This is a genomic window from Glutamicibacter sp. NPDC127525 (assembly GCF_042672105.1).
GTDB lineage: Bacteria > Actinomycetota > Actinomycetes > Actinomycetales > Micrococcaceae > Glutamicibacter.
In genome coordinates this window covers 232,035-248,585 of the sequence record NZ_JBHXVN010000005.1, presented here as the reverse complement: position 1 = coordinate 248,585, position 16,551 = coordinate 232,035, and the positions used below count along the sequence as shown (strand labels likewise).

Below are 16,551 nucleotides of genomic sequence, written 5' to 3'. Positions count from 1 at the left end.
TCGGCGGGGCCTGCACTGGCCCCGCCGCCCAATGGGTGTCGCTTAAATGTGGTAGATGTCCACGACGTGGTGGATGTAGTCGTTCTTCAGGACGACCTTCTTCGCGGTGATCACCGGCGCAGTGCCGGAGTAGTCGATCGTGTAGAACGAGGTGCCGAAGTAGGTGTCCACGTTCTGGTAGCGGTAGTACAGGGTGAACCAGTTGAAGCGGATGTCCACCTTGTCGCCGTCCACTGCAACGATCTCCACGTTGGTGATGTTGTGCCCGGTGCGCGGCTCGGGCAGCGAGGTGGCCGAGGAGCGGTCGGTCTTGATGCGGAAGACGCGGTCTTCCAGGCCGCCGCGGTTAGCGTAGTAGATCAGCGAGATCTCGCGCTGCGGATCTTCGGTCAGCTGCTCGTCATCGGCCCAGGCCGGCATCCAGAAGGTGGCTTCCGGGTGGTAGCAGTCCAGCCAACGGTCGAAGTCGCGGTCATCGAGGAAGCGGGCTTCCTGGTAGAGGAACTGCGCGATATCCGCGGTGGTGACTGCGCCGTTGGAAGTCGGCGCCTCGGTCAGTGCGATGGTGCTCATCTGTCTTGTCCCTTCGACCTTAGTTCTGTGCTTCGCGTTCGTTATCCACGGCTTGGCGCATGGTCTGCAGCCAGTAGCCGTGCTGGATCGGGTACAAGCCCTCGTCCTCGGTGCGCGCTCCGGAGGAGATGGGCTTCAGGCCCACCTTGTCCGCGTTCTCATCCGGGCCGGTGATCTGGTGGGCCTGGCCGCGCGAGAGGTCATTCCACTGCGCCGAGGTGGCCAGGTAGGTCTTCTGGCAGGAGCGGAATTCTTCCAGGTCATCCGGGGTGGCCATGCCCGAGGCGTTGAAGAAGTCCTCGTACTGGCGGATGCGGGCCGCGCGCGCGGTGTCCGACTCGCCCACCGGGGCGAAGCAGTAGATGGTCACCTCGGTCTTGTCCACGGAGATCGGCCGGAAGACGCGGATCTGCGAGCCGAACTGGTCCATCAGGTACACGTTCGGGTACAGGCACAGGTTGCGCGAAATGCCGATCATCCAGTCGGCCTTGGCTTCGCCGAACTTGGCAACCAGCTCGTCGCGCTTCTCGGCCAGCGGGCGGTTGGCCGAGTCCAGCCATTCGGTCCACAGCAGCAGGTGGCCGTGCTCGAAGGAGTAGTAGCCGCCCTTCTGCTTGTCCCAGCCGCCGGCGTCCATGGTCTTGGTGTCGTTGGAGGATTCGCCGTTGGCGCGGCGGGCCTGGGTGGCGGCGTAGTTCCAGTGGGTGGCCGATACGTGGTAGCCGTCAGCGCCGTTCTCCGCCTGCAGCTTCCAGTTGCCGTCATAGGTGTAGGTCGAGGCGCCGCGCAGCACTTCCAGGCCTTCTTCGGACTGGTCAACCATCATGTCGATGATCTTCGTGGCCTCGCCCAGGTGCTCTTCCAGCGGCAGGACATCGGCGTTCAGCGAGCCGAAGAGGAAACCGCGGTAGTTCTCGAAACGGGCGACCTTGGTCAAATCGTGGGAGCCGTCCTTGTTGAACTGCTCCGGGTAGCCAGCTCCCCGCGAATCCTTGACCTTGAGCAGCTTGCCGGAGTTGTTGAAGGTCCAGCCATGGAACGGGCAGGTGAAGGTGGTGCGGTTATCGGTCTTGCGCCGGCAGAGCATGGCTCCGCGGTGGCTGCAGGCGTTGATCAGCGCGTTGAGTTCGCCCTGCTTGTTGCGCGAGATGATGATGGGCTGGCGGCCGATGTTGGTGGTGTAGTAGTCGCCGATGTTCGGGATCTGGGACTCGTGGGCCAAGTACACCCAGTTGCCTTCCCAGATGTGCTTCATTTCCATCTCGAAAATCTCTTCGTCGGTGAAGATATTTCGGTTGGCGCGGAACTCTCCGGTTTCCGGGCTGTCAACCAGCGCGTTATCCAGCAGGCTGGATACCTCGTTCAGGGTCTCGGTCATGGCGTGGTGTGCTCCGTCCATTCAATGCTCGTTTAAAGGGGAAACCGCTGCAGCCGGTTTGCATGGATTCAACCTTGGCAGAAAGTGCGGGCGGTCACACTAGGGTTATGCCTAGGCTTGGGCTAGGCATCTGACTACTATGTTTTCGATCGTCTGAATTCACACCTGTTGCCTATCAATGCATCGGCGTATTCTTTTGCTACGACCACCAGCCACTTTTTCGAAGCAGGCTTGCCCATGCGCGATGAAGGACCCCCTGATCTCCCGCCGGCCCACGGCCAGAACCCCGAAGTTCCGCCGCAGGGCCAGCGCTCTTTCATGCACATCCTGGTCAACACCGCCGTCGCGAACCTCACCACCAGCTACCTGTGGTTCGCGCTGACCTTCTGGGTGTACCTGGAGACCGAGAACGTCATGGCCACCGGCATCATCGGCGGCGCATTCATGCTGCTGATCTCCGTGTTCTCCATGGTTTTCGGGACGATCGTGGACAACCACCGCAAGAAATCGGTCTTCGTCTTCTCCGCGATGATCACCGCTGTGGCCTTTTCCCTGGCTGGGCTGATCTACCTCTGGCTGCCCACGAAGGACATCCTGGATATCGGCGGATGGCAGTTCTGGATCTTCTGCCTGGTCATCCTGTTCGGCGCGATCGTGGAGCAGATGCGAGGCATCGCGCTGTCCACGACGGTCACCTTGCTGATCCCGGTCGAGCGCCATGCCAACGCCAACGGGCTGGTGGGCACGGTGCAGGGCATCGCCTTCATCATCACCAGCGTGTTCTCCGGGCTGTCCATCGGACTGCTGGGGATGGGATGGACGCTGGCCATTGCCATCGTGATGGTCGTGGTCACGATGCTGCACCTTTTGGGCATCTCCATCCCGGAGGAGGAACCGGAAAAGGAGGAGGGGCGGACCAAGACCAGCGACCTGCGCCTGGGCTTCACTACAGTGATGGCCATCCCTGGCCTATTCGCGCTGATCATCTTCTCGATGTTCAACAACTTCATCGGCGGCACCTACATGGCGCTGATGGATCCCTACGGGCTGACCATCATGCCGGTCGAAGCCTGGGGCATCACCTTCGGGCTGGCATCCACCGGCTTCATCATCGGCGGCTTGGCCATCGCCAAGTTCGGTCTGGGGGCCAACCCGATCCGCACCATGCTCCTGCTGGTTGCCGTCATGGGATTCCTCGGCGCGATCTTCACCATCCGCGAATGGACGTGGCTCTATGTGCTGGGCATCTGGCTCTACATGATGCTGATCCCGGCGGTGGAAGCCTCGGAGCAAACGGTGATCCAGAAGGTGGTCACCTTCCGCCGCCAGGGCCGGGTGTTCGGCTTCGCCCAGATGATGGAAGCCGCCGCGGCGCCGATTACCGCTTTCCTGATCGCGCCGATTGCCCAGTACCTGGTCATCCCCTTCATGCGCTCGCCAGCGGGCGACGACCGATTCGGCTGGCTGGTGGGGCAAGGCGAGGCGCGCGGCATCGCCTTGATATTCCTGGCCGGCGGGCTGATCATGATTGTGGTGGCGCTGCTGGCCATGGGCACCAGCCAGTACCGCAAGCTGTCGACAATTTTCCAGGCCGAATCACCTGGAGCACCCGAGGAGGCATCACTTGCCAACAAGTCAGAAGACCCTTCCAACTGAGGCCAGCGTGGAGGAATTCATTGAGGCGGCAACCCCGGCCAAGCGCCGGGTTGACGGCCACGAACTGGACCGCATCTTCCGCGAAGCCACCGGCGAGCAGCCGGTGATGTGGGGACCGAGCATGGTGGGCTACGGAAGCTACACCTACATCTCCCCTGCCAATGCGCGCACCACGGGCATCTGGCCCAAGACCGGTTTCTCGCCGCGCAAGGCCCAGCTCTCGCTCTACGGGCTGAAGGACCTTCCCGAGGGCGCCCAGCTCTTGCCGCAGCTGGGCAAATACACCGAGGGAGCCGGTTGCGTGTACGTGAAAAAGCTGGAGGACATCGACCTGGAGGTGCTGCGGAAACTGATCTCCATCGCTGCCTCGCGGCAGGACGACCAGGCTCGATAGCCTCCAGGGGCTTAGCTCCGCCGCCTAGTTCGCCACGGCGGCCAGCCGGGCCTTCCTGAAACGCCTGAAAATTGCCCGCCCGCCTGCAACTGCACCCAGCACAATTGCCACCGCACCCGAGAATAGCGAGACGGCCATGGGAAGCTGCGGGCTGGCGGAATCCGGGAAAGCGTCAAAGAGCAGTAGCGTCCAGAAAAGGCCGGGAATCACCCCGGCGGCCAGGGCGCTGAAGCTGAACACCAGAGCGTGCAGCCAGCGCTCGGTTGCGCTTCCCAGCCATGCCATCACGCCGGCAACTGCCAGCCATGGAAGCAGCGGGAACGCCAAGGGCACCCACAGGTCGGGTTCGGACCACCATGGGGCATCCGCGATCAGCGGATCCACGATCAGCAGCAGCACCGCAAAGAGGATCCCGCTGGCTGCAGCCAGCCAGCTCATTGGCCAACTGATTTTCTTGCCCATTAGCGATTGCCTGCTTGCTACTAGCGAATATCTTCCTAGGTTGGATGATACCCGCAGACTGGTGCCTCTGCGGGTATCATCCCCTGCCTTATTCGGCTTCTTCGAAGAAGGCCTCGACCTCTGAGATGCCGGCGGAGATGACCGGAACCAGGCGCTCGTCGATGCTGTAGCGCTCGCCGTCCTTGGAAATCAGACCGTAGCCGACCAAGGAATCCATGGCGATGCGGGCTTCTGGAAGCACGGCATCGTAGATCTTCGGACCGCAGTTGCGGCGCAGGCCCTCCAAGTCCCCTTCGCGGCCGGTGGATGCGGTGACCAGCAGGTTACGCAGCACCAGGTAATGGGCTTCATCCCGCAAGGTGACATCGAAGGTCGGGTTCAGGTGCGCCTGGACGCAGCCGACAGCCATCTCGAAGAGCAGCTGCGCGCTGCCCGCTTCCTCGCCGGCAACCAGCAATTCGTAGGCGTCCGGATCCGTGCGCAACACCGATCCTTCCGACTCCACGACGGACATCCGGCCGGCGCTCCAGATGTAGTTGAAGGCTAGTGGCGCCGGGCCTTCCGGGTCGAAGGTTTCGGCATCCAGGCCAACGGCAGTCAATACCTTGGCGCGCGGCGCTTCGGCTGCTGCACTGAAGTCCTCCATGTCCACGCCTTCGGCCACCGCCTGGGCATAGGCCTTGACCTGGCTGAACAACCTGGTTTCGCGCAGCAATCCGCATAGCTCCGCGTCGCCCTCGGCAAAACCATTGAGCGTATCTTCCAGCATCTCGCGCAGGGCTTCGAGGTTCTCCGCAGGGCCCTGCCAGAGCATGCGCTGCTCGATGAAGCTGAAGTATTCCAGCCATGTGGTGAAGATCGGCTCCGGAGCCAAGGATTCCGGCAGGTTGCCCAGGTGCTCGGCCAGAGTCTCGCCGAAGACATCGATGTCCAGGTCGAACAGGTTCGAGCTGCGGGCGTTCTCGGCGTACTGGCCGGCGATCTGCCCGATGACGTCCAGCTGCATGCCCGCTGCCTGCGCCGCCTGTTCAGGCGAAAAGGCAGGAACCTGCTGCGCTACCCAAGTTGTGTAGTCCTGGCGAAGCGCATTGATCTGCTGTTCAGCCTGGATCAGGAACACGCTGCGGCCGCGCGCTGCCGCCTTGGCAGGATTCCCTGCGCCCGAGTTCTTCTTGCCTTGACGCTTTTTGCTGGCCATGAGCCGTCCTTTGGTTCCGAAATTGGTCTCTGGTTAAAGCCTACGGTGCCCGCCCGAAGCCGGGCGAATAGCGCGATGCGGCTCACCTGCGTGGAAGCATGCCCGGATGACCCCGCAGGACCGTAGACCTTTGGTGTTCAAGGTGCTCACTTGCTGTTTTCTTGTCCACTTTCATTGACCAATGGCGCTGAATCCGACAAGATGAACAGCAAAGACAGATGTAGCCTGCGACACAATGCTTTCAGCTCTACAGAAAATCTGCGCCGTGGCCTATTAATGAACTTGGATTTCCTAGTAGTTTCGGCGGGGGCCGCTTCAGTGGTCCGCGAAGCCCCGGATCATTGGTGATTTCCGGCCATCGGCTGTCCTGGCAGATGCTACTGCGATAAGAGGGAGAAAATAATGAAGATCGCGGTTTTGATCAAAGAAGTCCCAGATACCGGAGAGGACCGCCTGCTGGATCTGGAGACCGGCCTGGCCGACCGTGCCGCTTCAGAAGTGGTGCTCGATGAAATCGGCGAGCGGACCCTGGAAGTTGCGCTGAAGCATGCTGATGCGAACCCTGGAACTGAAATCACCGTGCTGACCATGGGCCCGGATTCAGCTCAGGCCACCCTGCGCAAGGGTTTGGCCATGGGTGCTGCCAGCGCCGTGCATATCAGCGACGAGGAGCTTCTCGGCGCCGATCTGGTCCTCACCGCGCAGGTCCTGGCGGCGGCTTTGCGCCGAGGCAGCTACGATCTGGTCCTCACCGGCAACATGTCCACCGACGGCTCCGCGGGCATGCTCCCGGTCATGCTGGCCGAGCTGCTTGATCTTCCGGCGGCGACCTCGTTGTCCTCGGTAGAAATTGCCGACGGCGCTATCAGCGGATTGCGCGAGCTGGATGGCGCTGCCGCCCAGATCAGCGCTCCATTGCCAGCGGTCGCTTCGATCACCGAGGCATTGCCAGATGCCCGCTTCCCGAATTTCAAGGGCATCATGGCCGCGAAGAAGAAACCGGTCGAGTCCCTGTCCCTGGCCGATTTGGGCGTCGAGTCCCTGCCTGCGGATACTGCGCGTTCCATCATGGTTTCGGTGGCCCAGCGCCCGCCCCGCACCGCCGGAACTGTCATTGCCGATGACGGCGATGCCGGTAACGCAGTGGCCGAATTCCTCGTCAAGAACAACCTGGTGTGAGCGGAAAGAAAACCATGACTTCCTTTGCTTCTGATTCAATTCTTGTTTTCCTCGAGACCACGGCCACTGGAACGCTGGCCAAGAACCACGCGGAACTGCTCGGCGCCGCCTCTGCCGTGGGCACCCCGGTAGCGCTTCTCGCCGCTCCGGCCGGATCCCTTGATACCCTGGCGGCGCAAGCCAGCGAGTCTGGCGCCGCGCAGGTACTCACCGCCGCCGTCGATTCTCCGGTGCTGACCGCGCCGATGGCTGACGCGCTGCAGCAGGCCTTCGCGCAAATCCAGCCACAAGCCGTACTGCTGGGGCATACCCTGGCTTCGCGCGAAGTGGCCGCACGCTTCGCGGTGCGCCACCGCTTGGCGCTGAGCGTCGATGCGCTCGGTGTTTCGCGTGATGACCAGGGAATCATCGCAGCCCACTCGATCTACGGCGGCGCGTATTCGACCCACAGCGCCCCGACCTTCGGCGCGCCGGTGATCACCGTGCGCGTGGGCAGCATCGAAGAGCGTGCCCAGGCCCAACCGGCGAGCGCGATCCCGCTGGAGGTAGCCGCCAGCGCCAAGCCGGAGGTCGAGGTCAAGGAACTGAGAACGGCCGAAACGGCATCCACCCGTCCCGAGCTGCGTTCCGCGGCACGCGTGGTCTCCGGTGGCCGCGGGTTGGGCAGCGCGGAGCAGTTCGACCTGGTGCACCAGCTGGCCGATGCCTTGGGTGCTGCCGTGGGCGCGTCGCGTGCGGCGGTGGATGCCGGATACGTCGAGCATGCCGCCCAGGTGGGCCAGACCGGCGTGGCAGTTTCTCCCCAGCTGTACGTGGCACTGGGCATTTCCGGAGCCATCCAGCACAAGGCGGGCATGCAGACCGCCAAGACCATCATCGCCATCAACAAGGATGCCGATGCACCGATCTTCGAGATCGCCGACTTCGGCGTGGTGGGGGATGTCTTCAAGGTCGTGCCCCAACTGATTTCCGCCTTGGAAGCACGCAAGGCCTGATCGCCATGAACGCACCAAACCAATCCATCCGCCAGGGGCTGCCGCGCGTGGCCGGCGGCGATCCCTGGCCGCCAGCCGAGCTGTTCGCTCCCGCTGCAGGCGCCGCGGTCCCGGCAGGGCCTAGCGCGGTCGAGGATGCTGCAGAACCAGTTCTCGACCAGCCCGTTGGCCCGTCGGTGCCTGCGGAACCAACGCCTGGCCAAGCATCTGCTAGTTCCGCAGCCAGCGCACCGGCCGCGGAACCTGTTGCAGATCAGGGCGCGGTTGCCGGGCTTCTTCGCCAGGGCCTGCCACGGGTTGCCGGCGGCGGACCGTGGCCGCCTGCGGGAACGCCGGTCGCCGCGAACGCTCCAGCCGCATCGCAGAACGCTTCCGCTGCACCAGCACCTGAGCCGGTTGCCGAGCTAGTTGGCGAACCGGTTGCCGAACCGGTAGCTGAATCAGCGCCGGCGGCCCCCGAACCAGTTGCCACCGCGGGTACCGCCCCGGCCACAGCGGTTTCCAGTGCCGGGGCACCAGCAGTTCGCCGTGGCCTGCCGCGCACCGCCGGTGCAGAACCGTGGCCGCCAAGTTCATTCGTGGCAGCTCCCGTTGTTGCCGCAGCTCCAGCGGCTCCAGCGCCTGCGCTCCCGCCGGCACCGGTTGCGGAAGCTGCCCAGGCCCAGGCCGCACCGGCCATCCCGCCGAGGGCAGAGGCAGCACCCGCGGATCCGGTGGGCCAGGCATCCGGCGCCGCGCTGGTCTCGGAGCCTGCGGCCGCCGAGGTGCAGGCTGCTTCTGCCCGTACCCGCATGGGTGCGCAGGAACCTGCCGCGCCAGCAGCCGCGGCAAGTAACGCGCTGACCCCCGGGCGCGCGAGCAAGCCGGCACCCCAGGCAGCGGCGAAGAGCAAGAAAGAAGCGGCCAAGCATGGCCCGCTGACGACCAAGCAGTGGGTGCTGGCTGGAATCCTTGGCGCATTCTGCGCCTTGGGCATCGCCACTGCCGTGGTGCTCGTTGCCCGCGGCATTGCCGGCATCGATGCCGTGGAGTCATTCATGGAACGCTACCCGGGTGAGTACCACCTGCCGGACTCGGCACCTCTCGGGTTCCCTGGCTGGCTGGCATGGAACCACTTCTTCAACTTCTTCCTGATGGTCCTGATCATCCGTTCTGGCATGCTGGTCAGGCACCAGAAGAAGCCGCCTGCCTATTGGTCGTCGAAGCGCAGCCCGAAGGTGAGCATCAACCTCTGGCTGCATCAGGGTCTTGACCTGCTGTGGATCATCAATGGCCTGGTGTTCCTCGTGCTGCTGTTCGCCACAGGCCACTGGATGCGCATCGTCCCGACGTCTTGGGAGGTCTTCCCCAACGCGATTTCGGCGGCCTTGCAGTACCTGACGCTGGATTGGCCCACCGAAAACGGCTGGGTGAATTACAACTCGCTGCAGCAGCTGGCCTACTTCACCACCGTGTTCATCGCGGCCCCGGTCGCGGCGATCACCGGCTTCCGGCTCAGCGCCTTCTGGCCGAAGAACATGCCAGCACTGACCGCGAAGTACCCGATCGAGGTTGCCCGCGCGCTGCACTTCCCAACCATGCTGTACTTCGCTGTGTTCATCCTCGTGCACGTGATCCTGGTGTTCTCCACCGGGGCGCTGCGCAACCTGAACCACATGTACGCGGCCCAGGGTTCCACGGATCCAGCCGCGTACGCGGATAACTGGACCGGACTGCTCTTCTTCGCGCTCTCGCTGCTCGTAATCGCCGGCGCCTGGCTGGCCTGCCGGCCAATGATCCTCGCATCCATTGCCCGGCTCTTCGGCAAGGTCAGTGCAAGGTAGGAGCAGCGATTCTTGCCTCTGGCGCAAAACTGATCGCGCATGGGGTCGATCGTCAGTAGGGTCGATAACAACGGCCTTACTGACGAATGGGGAACAACGAAAATGAGCCAACACCACGAACACCACACCAAAGAACATGATGATGTCGCCTTCTGGGAGAACCACTACGGCCAGTCCGAGCGGGTCTGGTCAGGCAAGGTCAACCAGGTCATCGAGAACCTTGTCGCCCCGCTGGCCCCCGGCACGTCGCTGGATATCGGCTGCGGGGAGGGAGGCGATGCGCTGTGGCTGGCCTCCCATGGCTGGAAGGCTACCGGGGTCGACATCTCGCCCACCGCGGTGAAGCGCGCGCAGGAAGAAGCGGCCAAGCACGGTCTGGACGCGGGGCAGACCCGCTTCATCGCCTCGGATCTGGCTGCGTGGAATACCGGGGAAACCTTCGACCTGGTGACCTTGAGCTTCTTCCAGGCACCCTTTGAATTCCCTCGCGCCAGCTTCCTGCGCAAGGCAGCGACCCTGGTCGCACCCGGCGGCCACCTGCTGGCCCTGTCCCATGCATCGATGCCGTCCTTCGCCAGCAAGCCCGATCACCAGATGCCCGTGTTCCCCAGCCCCGAAAAGGAACTGGAAGCTTTGGCTCTGGATCCGGCGCAGTGGGAGGTGCTGTGCGCCGAGGTCCGCGAACGCACCATCATCGGTCCCGATGGCAATCCGGCGACCCTGGAGGATGCCGTGGTATTCGTGCAGCGCAAGGTGTAAAAAGTTCGACCCTCCAGCCCCATCGGGCTGGAGGGTCAACGACGGCCTAGATATCCCACACGGATCTAGGCCAGCTTCAGGGCCTGCGACGGGGCGTAGGCGCCTAGCGGCACCGAGTCGCGCACCACGTCGCGCAGGTTCAATGCATCACCGCCCGCAGGCATAGCCGCTTGCAACTGCACGAGCACGTTGCCCAGGGCGGTGCATTCCACGGGTCCGGAAATGACCGGCACGCGCGCATGGTCTGCAGTGCGCTGGCACAGCAGCTGGCCTTGCGAGCCGCCTCCGACAATATGGATGTTCTCCAGCTCGAATCCACCCAACCGCGCGGCTTCTGCAGCTTGGCGGGCGAAACTCTGAGCCAGCGACTCGACGACCACCCTGATCACTTCGGCAGGTGAGCACGGGCGCTGCCCGCCGGCGGCTTCCACCGCATCGCAGATGCGCTGGGCCATCTGGCCAGGAGCCAGGAACCGCTCGCTTTGAGGATCGATCAGCACCTGCGGAACAGGCAATTCCGCGGCCTCGGCAAGGAGCTGCTCCAAGCTGGTTTCTTCCCTTCCGGCGGCTTCCGCGTCGTCGTTCCATTGGCGGATCGACTCGCTGAGCAGAAAGGTTCCGGCGACGTTCTTCAGGAACCGGACACTGGAATCCAGCCCCAGCTCGTTGGTGAATCCCGCTTGATGCGCTTGCTCGGTGAGTACCGGGCGGTCCAGCTCCACACCAACCAATCCCCACGTTCCGCAAGAGATATAGGCGGATTGCCCGCTGGAGAGCGGGGTCGCGACCACTGCGCTGGCCGTGTCATGGGAAGCGACCGCCACTACCTGGACTTCGTGGCTGGCTCCGAATTCCGCAGCCAGCTCGGGCAGCAGTGCGCCCACCGGCTGGCCAGGGTGCACTAGCTGCGCGAGCTTTCCCGAAAGCCCCAGTTCAGCAACCAGATCCTCGTCCCATGTACCGGTGCTGTGGTTCAGCAACCCGGTAGTGGAAGCGTTCGTCCACTCGCTGCGCCGATGCCCTGTGAGCATCCAGTTGAAATAGTCGGGAACCAGCAGCAGCGCCTCGGCGTTCGCCAACCGGTTTTCCAACTTCTCGGCTTGCAACTGGTACACGGTGTTGAACGGAAGGAATTGCAGCCCATTGCGTGCAAACAACTCGCGCCGGCTGAATTTCTGTTCCAGCGCAGCAACCGCGCGCTCATTGCGCGGATCCCGGTAATGCCGCACTTCTCCCAGGCGCTTGCCGTCCTTGAGCAACGCATAGTCCACCGCCCAGGAGTCCACCCCGATGCTGGCGATATCCCCGCGCTGCGCGAAAGCCAGCGAGAGGCCGTGGCGAATTTGCGCCCAGAGCTCATCGATATCCCAGGCCAGCGCTTCTTGCCGCGCCCCTGGTTCCAGGCTCGACAGCGGAACCGGTCCGTTGGCGAAACGGTGGACGGCAGTGAGCTGGAGCTTCCCGTCCACCATCTGGCCGATCATGACACGTCCGCTGGTGGCGCCGAGGTCGATAGCTGCGACCGGCGCGCTCTCTGCTTGCTTGCTCATCGCAGGAAGGCTGCCGCCACTCCGGAATCCACCGGAATGTGCAATCCGGTGGTCCGGGTCAGTTCCGGCCCGGTCAGCACGAACACGGCATCGGCAATGTTCTCCGGGATGACCTCGCGCTTCAGGATCGTGCGGTTTGCGTAGAACTGCCCCAGATCCTCCTCTGCCACGCCATAGGTCGCCGCACGCTGGGCACCCCAGCCGGAGGCGAAGATCCCGGAGCCGCGCACTACGCCATCGGGGTTGATGCCGTTCACGCGCACGCCATGCTCGCCCAATTCCACGGCCAGCAAGCGCACCTGATGCGCCTGGTCGGCCTTCGTGGCCGAGTAGGCAATATTGTTCGGACCTGCGAAGACCGAGTTCTTGGAGGAAATGTAGATGATATCGCCGCCGAGCTTCTGCTCGATCAGCACCTTGGCCGCGGCCTTGGAAACCAGGAACGATCCCTTGGCCATCACATCATGCTGCAGGTCCCAGTCGGCCTCGGTGGTTTCCAGCAAGGGCTTTGAAAGCGAGAGGCCCGCGTTGTTCACCACCAGGTCCAATCCGCCAAATGCCAGCACCGCCTCATCGATGGCACGTTGCACGGCGTGCGCATCGGCCACGTTGGCGGCGACGCCAACGGCCACATCTGCTGTACCCAGCTCCGCCGCGGCGGCCTGCGCCTTGTCCAGGTCCAGGTCTGCGATGACCACGCAGGCTCCCTCGGCTGCCAGCCGCTGCGCCACGGCCTTGCCGATGCCCGACGCGGCACCGGTGACCAGGGCGATGCGCCCGGCATGGGATTTGGGCTTGGGCATGCGCTGCAGCTTGGCTTCCTCCAGCGCCCAGTATTCAATGCGGAACTTCTCGGCATCGGAAATCGGCGTATAGCTGGAGACCGCTTCGGCGCCGCGCATGACGTTGATGGCATTGAGGTAGAACTCGCCAGCGACCCGTGCGGTCTGCTTATTCGCCCCATAGGAGAACATGCCGACGCCCGGGACCAGCACGATCAGCGGGTCGGCCCCGCGCATCGCCGGAGAGTCCAGGTCCTTGTGGGCCTCGTAGTAGGCCTGGTAGTCAGCACGGTACTGCGCATGCAGTTCTTCCAGGCGAGCGATCTGCTCCGATACGCCTGCGGTAGCGGGAAGATCCAGCACCATCGGCTTGATCTTGGTGCGCAGGAAGTGGTCCGGGCAGCTGGTGCCCAGGGCCGCCAGCTGCGCCAGCTTCTGGCGCGAGAGGAAATCCAGGACTCGCTGATCATCGCTGAAGTGCCCCACCATGGGCTTGTCGGTGCTGGCCAGGCCGCGGATGCTCGGGGCCAATGCGGCGGCGCGGGTCCGGCGCTCCTCCTCGTCCAGCGGCTCGAATCCGGGAACCACAGGACCGAAGGGCTCCGGTGCGCCGTGCTCGTCAAGGTAGGCAGCGGCGGTGTCGATGATCCACAGCGAGTTGGACTCGGATTCCTGGGAGGTATCTCCCCAGGCGGTGATGCCATGGCCGCCGAGGATGCAGCCCACGGCCTGCGGATTGGCGTCCTTGATCGCGGCAATATCCAGTCCCAGCTGGAATCCGGGGCGGCGCCAGTCAACCCAAGCCACCTTGTCGCCGAAGATCCTTGCGGTCAGCTCCCGGCCGTCCTTGGCAGTGGCAATGGCAATGCCGGAGTCCGGGTGCAAGTGGTCGACGTGGTTTGCGTTGACCAGCCCATGCATTGCGGTATCAATGGATGGCGCGGCGCCTCCCTTGCCGTGCAGGCAGTAATCGAAGGCCGCGACCATCTCGTCTTCGCGCTCCACGCCCGGGTAGGCGTCCACCAGCGAGCGCATGCGGTCCAGGCGCAGGGTCGACAGCCCCTTTTCGGTCAACGTGCCGAGGTCCCCGCCCGATCCCTTGACCCAGAGCAGCTCAATTTGCTCACCGGTGACCGGGTCTTTCGCGGTGCCCTTGGCCGAGGTGTTTCCACCGGCGTAGTTGGTGTTCTTCTTGTCTGCACCCAACCGGTTGGATCGTTGAATCAGTTCCTGTGCGGTGGTGCGTGTCGCGATGGTGTTGCTCATGGTGTTCTTGTCTTCCGACTCGTTAGTGTGCATGGGGGCAGTGGTTCTCAGGCGTCGACTTTGGTGGCCCTGGTTTCATATCCATAGCGCTCCAGTTCGATCTCTTCCAGCGACTTGCCGCGCGTTTCCGGCGCCCAAATGGTGCCGATCAGCAACGCGACGACCAGCAGGCCGATGATCAGCAGGCCAAGCTTTTCCAAGCCCAGGTTGGTGAGCAGTACCGGGAACACCAACGAGAGCAGGCCGACAAGCACCCGGGCAAGCATGAACAGCACGCCCTGTGCACTGGCGCGGTAGCGCGTGGCGAAGAGCTCCGCGGTCCATAGCCCGTAGAAAGCCTGCGCGCCGATACCCGCCGAGATGCCCCAGGCCACTGCGTAGAACAGCAGGGAGAAGGCACCTGGAGGAGCGAAGATCAGCACGGTCCAGGCCGCAACACCCAGCAGGGCGCCACCGAAGTAGAGCCAACGCCGCGAGACCTGGTCTCCGTATTTCATGAATCCGAAATAGGTTGCGGCGGCGGTCAGCACCCAGACCAGCACCTGGAGCAGGTTCTGCTGGGTAGCGGATTCAACGCCAGCGGCAGCATAGACGCGAGGCTGGAAAATGCCAGCCTGCCCTGCCACGGTATTCCATAGCCCATAGACGCCGAGCAGGAAGAAGAGCGCGCTCCAGTTGCGGCGGTCGGCCAGCAGCCCGCGCATGCCGGAGAAGAACGAGGCTTTCACGCCAGCAGCCGTTTCCGCGGCACGTTGCTCCTTCCACCTCCTGGACTCGGGCAATCCGCGGCGGACCCACCAAGTGACAGCGGCGATCAGGAAAAGATGGAAGAAGATTGCCCGGGAGCCGTTCACGCCCCAAGGCTCAACCAGGATCGCCAGCGCGAAACCGATGGCTGGGCCAATCGACCACGCCAGCTGAGCGGTGCCCACGTGCGCAGCACGCGATTCCTGCGGAGCCTCCTCGGCAATGTAGGTCCAGGAGGCTGGAACGCCTGCGCCCACGGCAATGCCCATGAGGACCACGCCGATGATCAGCAGGCTCGTACCGGAGGAGAAGGTGATCATCAGGGCGCCGACCATGAACACGATCAGGTCGTAGGTATAGATGAACTTGCGGCCCAGACGGTCGCAGAGCGGTCCGCCGATCAGTGCACCCAGGGCCGCGCCGAACGCGTTGGCCGACACGGCAGCGATGACACCGACCAGCGCGTCGTCGAATCCGAACGCGCCCTGCCACAGGCTGAGGCTGGTGGCCAGCGCAATGATGGCTCCGGCTTCTATGTAATTGCTCATGGCTACGGCAATGGTGGCTTTCCACCCGGAGATGCCGCGCTTCTTTGCTGCGGTGCTCATGATCAGGCTCCCCATCCTGCTTGCACGCCACCAGCGCGCGATGCTTCGATTCGGCTCTGGTAATCGGAGGTGCGGAAGGCCTGCATCGGATCGGCTGGCAGGCCGCGCGTTGCGCGCCATGCTTCCAGGTCGGCCCGCACGTCGGTGTAGAAGGCATCCATGAAGATCTCGTTGGCGGCCAGGACATCACCGGAAATCTGTGCTTCAGTCAGCGCTACGCGGTCGATCAGCAACGCCCGGGCCGTCATTTCCTGCACGTTCTGGACGCTTCTGATCTGGCCCAGGATCTTGTTCTCCACGTTGTGGCACTGATCGAGCATGAAGGCCACAGGCGTGTCCTGGTCCAGTCCGCCACCGCGGATCACCTCGGCCATGATGCGGAACAGCTGATACGGGTCTGCCGAGCCAACGATCAAGTCGTCATCCGCGTAGAAGCGGGAATTGAAGTCGAAGGATCCGAGCTTGCCAAGCCGCAGCAGCTGCATCACGATGAACTCGATATTGGTGCCTGGCGCATGGTGCCCGGTGTCCAGGCAAACCATGGCCCGATCCCCCAAGGCCGCAACCTGGGCATAGGACGTTCCCCAGTCGGGCACGTCGGTGTGGTAGAAGGACGGTTCGAAGAACTTGTACTCCAGCACCAGGCGCTGGTCTCCGGAAAGCCGCGCATATATTTCGGCCAGCGAATCGCCTAGCCGGTCCTGGCGCCCTCGCATATCCGCTTGGCCTGGATAGTTCGAGCCCTCTGCCAGCCAGATTTTCAGATCCTGGCTTCCGGTGGCATCCATTACGTCGATGCATTCGAGGTGGTGGTCGATTGCCTTGCGGCGGATCTTCGGATCCTCATGGGTCAAGGCGCCGAACTTGTAATCGTCATCCTGGAAGGTATTCGAATTGATGGTTCCGAGGCTGACGCCCAGGCCTTCCGCATGCTCGCGCAGCACGGTGAAGTCCTCGACCTTGTCCCACGGAATGTGCAGGGCCACCGAGGGAGCCAGTCCGGTCAATCGGTTGACTTCAGCCGCATCGGCGATTTTTTCGAAGGGATCGCGCGGGGTCCCGGGGGTCGAATAGACCTTGAAGCGGGTGCCCGAATTTCCATAGGCCCAGGAAGGGACTTCGATGGCAAGGCGGTCAAGGATTTGCAGGTGCTCAGGGCTCAGCTTCGAGCTCATGGAACT

The 16,551-nt window shown here is 63.4% G+C and carries 14 protein-coding genes; 6 read left to right on the top strand and 8 right to left on the bottom strand.

The genetic code is table 11. From position 1 onward, the window contains the following. Positions 1–42: 42 nt before the first annotated feature. Complete coding sequence (gene benB, locus ACFVHU_RS13545; RefSeq protein WP_105656489.1) at positions 43–573, bottom strand: benzoate 1,2-dioxygenase small subunit; 531 nt, start codon at positions 571–573, stop codon at positions 43–45. A 19-nt stretch (positions 574–592) separates the two neighbouring features. Continuing rightward, positions 593–1,951, bottom strand: coding sequence for a benzoate 1,2-dioxygenase large subunit (gene benA / locus ACFVHU_RS13540; RefSeq protein WP_388024803.1), 1,359 nt, complete (start codon positions 1,949–1,951; stop codon positions 593–595). 237 nt (positions 1,952–2,188) lie between these two features. Between benA and ACFVHU_RS13535 the strand changes: the two genes are divergently transcribed. Continuing rightward, the gene (locus ACFVHU_RS13535; protein WP_388024801.1) at positions 2,189–3,607 is read left to right on the top strand and encodes an MFS transporter; all 1,419 of its coding nucleotides are present in this window, start codon (positions 2,189–2,191) and stop codon (positions 3,605–3,607) included. Further along, positions 3,576–4,001: a DUF1801 domain-containing protein gene (locus tag ACFVHU_RS13530; RefSeq protein ID WP_105656492.1), complete on the top strand. Its 426-nt coding sequence runs from the start codon at positions 3,576–3,578 to the stop codon at positions 3,999–4,001. The genes ACFVHU_RS13535 and ACFVHU_RS13530 overlap by 32 nt, the downstream gene beginning before the upstream one ends. Positions 4,002–4,025: 24 nt before the next feature. Here the strand turns inward: ACFVHU_RS13530 and ACFVHU_RS13525 are convergent, their stop codons facing one another. Both ACFVHU_RS13525 and ACFVHU_RS13520 read right to left on the bottom strand, forming a co-directional pair. Then, a complete protein-coding gene (locus tag ACFVHU_RS13525; protein ID WP_105662264.1) occupies positions 4,026–4,463 on the bottom strand; it encodes a hypothetical protein in 438 nt (145 codons plus the stop codon). Positions 4,464–4,551: 88 nt separating this feature from the next. Beyond that, on the bottom strand, positions 4,552–5,661 hold the full coding sequence (locus tag ACFVHU_RS13520; protein WP_388024798.1) for a hypothetical protein: 1,110 nt from the start codon (positions 5,659–5,661) through the stop codon (positions 4,552–4,554). Positions 5,662–6,063: 402 nt separating this feature from the next. On the opposite strand from ACFVHU_RS13520, the gene ACFVHU_RS13515 reads away from it, so the two are divergent. From ACFVHU_RS13515 to ACFVHU_RS13500, 4 genes are all read left to right on the top strand, one after another. Beyond that, the gene (locus ACFVHU_RS13515) at positions 6,064–6,840 is read left to right on the top strand and encodes an electron transfer flavoprotein subunit beta/FixA family protein (protein ID WP_105656495.1); all 777 of its coding nucleotides are present in this window, start codon (positions 6,064–6,066) and stop codon (positions 6,838–6,840) included. Between the two features lie 14 nt (positions 6,841–6,854). After that, the gene (locus tag ACFVHU_RS13510; protein ID WP_388024923.1) at positions 6,855–7,835 is read left to right on the top strand and encodes an electron transfer flavoprotein subunit alpha/FixB family protein; all 981 of its coding nucleotides are present in this window, start codon (positions 6,855–6,857) and stop codon (positions 7,833–7,835) included. Positions 7,836–7,840: 5 nt separating this feature from the next. Next, entirely contained in the window at positions 7,841–9,658 is a 1,818-nt protein-coding gene (locus ACFVHU_RS13505; protein ID WP_388024796.1) for a cytochrome b/b6 domain-containing protein, read from the top strand. Between the two features lie 102 nt (positions 9,659–9,760). Continuing rightward, positions 9,761–10,417, top strand: coding sequence for a class I SAM-dependent methyltransferase (locus ACFVHU_RS13500; protein ID WP_388024795.1), 657 nt, complete (start codon positions 9,761–9,763; stop codon positions 10,415–10,417). Positions 10,418–10,482: 65 nt separating this feature from the next. On the opposite strand, the gene ACFVHU_RS13495 is transcribed toward ACFVHU_RS13500, so the two are convergent. The 4 genes from ACFVHU_RS13495 to rhaI are packed head-to-tail and all read right to left on the bottom strand — an operon-like array spanning position 10,483 to position 16,545. Further along, a complete protein-coding gene (locus tag ACFVHU_RS13495) occupies positions 10,483–11,967 on the bottom strand; it encodes a rhamnulokinase family protein (protein WP_105656499.1) in 1,485 nt (494 codons plus the stop codon). Beyond that, positions 11,964–14,015: a bifunctional aldolase/short-chain dehydrogenase gene (locus ACFVHU_RS13490; protein WP_133833975.1), complete on the bottom strand. Its 2,052-nt coding sequence runs from the start codon at positions 14,013–14,015 to the stop codon at positions 11,964–11,966. The genes ACFVHU_RS13495 and ACFVHU_RS13490 overlap by 4 nt, the downstream gene beginning before the upstream one ends. A gap of 47 nt (positions 14,016–14,062) precedes the next feature. After that, the gene (locus tag ACFVHU_RS13485; protein WP_332730802.1) at positions 14,063–15,370 is read right to left on the bottom strand and encodes an MFS transporter; all 1,308 of its coding nucleotides are present in this window, start codon (positions 15,368–15,370) and stop codon (positions 14,063–14,065) included. Between the two features lie 2 nt (positions 15,371–15,372). Next, entirely contained in the window at positions 15,373–16,545 is a 1,173-nt protein-coding gene (rhaI, locus tag ACFVHU_RS13480) for an L-rhamnose isomerase (RefSeq protein ID WP_105656500.1), read from the bottom strand. Positions 16,546–16,551: the final 6 nt, after the last annotated feature.

What these genes read in the sequence shown, in the direction of transcription:
- benA (WP_388024803.1), bottom strand. Translation starts at nt 1,951, where the DNA reads ATGACCGAGACCCTGAACGAGGTATCCAGCCTGCTGGATAACGCGCTG.
- rhaI (WP_105656500.1), bottom strand. Translation starts at nt 16,545, where the DNA reads ATGAGCTCGAAGCTGAGCCCTGAGCACCTGCAAATCCTTGACCGCCTT.
- benB (WP_105656489.1), bottom strand. Translation starts at nt 573, where the DNA reads ATGAGCACCATCGCACTGACCGAGGCGCCGACTTCCAACGGCGCAGTC.
- ACFVHU_RS13515 (WP_105656495.1), top strand. Translation starts at nt 6,064, where the DNA reads ATGAAGATCGCGGTTTTGATCAAAGAAGTCCCAGATACCGGAGAGGAC.
- ACFVHU_RS13510 (WP_388024923.1), top strand. Translation starts at nt 6,855, where the DNA reads ATGACTTCCTTTGCTTCTGATTCAATTCTTGTTTTCCTCGAGACCACG.
- ACFVHU_RS13505 (WP_388024796.1), top strand. Translation starts at nt 7,841, where the DNA reads ATGAACGCACCAAACCAATCCATCCGCCAGGGGCTGCCGCGCGTGGCC.
- ACFVHU_RS13500 (WP_388024795.1), top strand. Translation starts at nt 9,761, where the DNA reads ATGAGCCAACACCACGAACACCACACCAAAGAACATGATGATGTCGCC.
- ACFVHU_RS13485 (WP_332730802.1), bottom strand. Translation starts at nt 15,370, where the DNA reads ATGAGCACCGCAGCAAAGAAGCGCGGCATCTCCGGGTGGAAAGCCACC.
- ACFVHU_RS13490 (WP_133833975.1), bottom strand. Translation starts at nt 14,015, where the DNA reads ATGAGCAACACCATCGCGACACGCACCACCGCACAGGAACTGATTCAA.
- ACFVHU_RS13525 (WP_105662264.1), bottom strand. Translation starts at nt 4,463, where the DNA reads ATGGGCAAGAAAATCAGTTGGCCAATGAGCTGGCTGGCTGCAGCCAGC.
- ACFVHU_RS13495 (WP_105656499.1), bottom strand. Translation starts at nt 11,967, where the DNA reads ATGAGCAAGCAAGCAGAGAGCGCGCCGGTCGCAGCTATCGACCTCGGC.
- ACFVHU_RS13520 (WP_388024798.1), bottom strand. Translation starts at nt 5,661, where the DNA reads ATGGCCAGCAAAAAGCGTCAAGGCAAGAAGAACTCGGGCGCAGGGAAT.
- ACFVHU_RS13535 (WP_388024801.1), top strand. Translation starts at nt 2,189, where the DNA reads ATGCGCGATGAAGGACCCCCTGATCTCCCGCCGGCCCACGGCCAGAAC.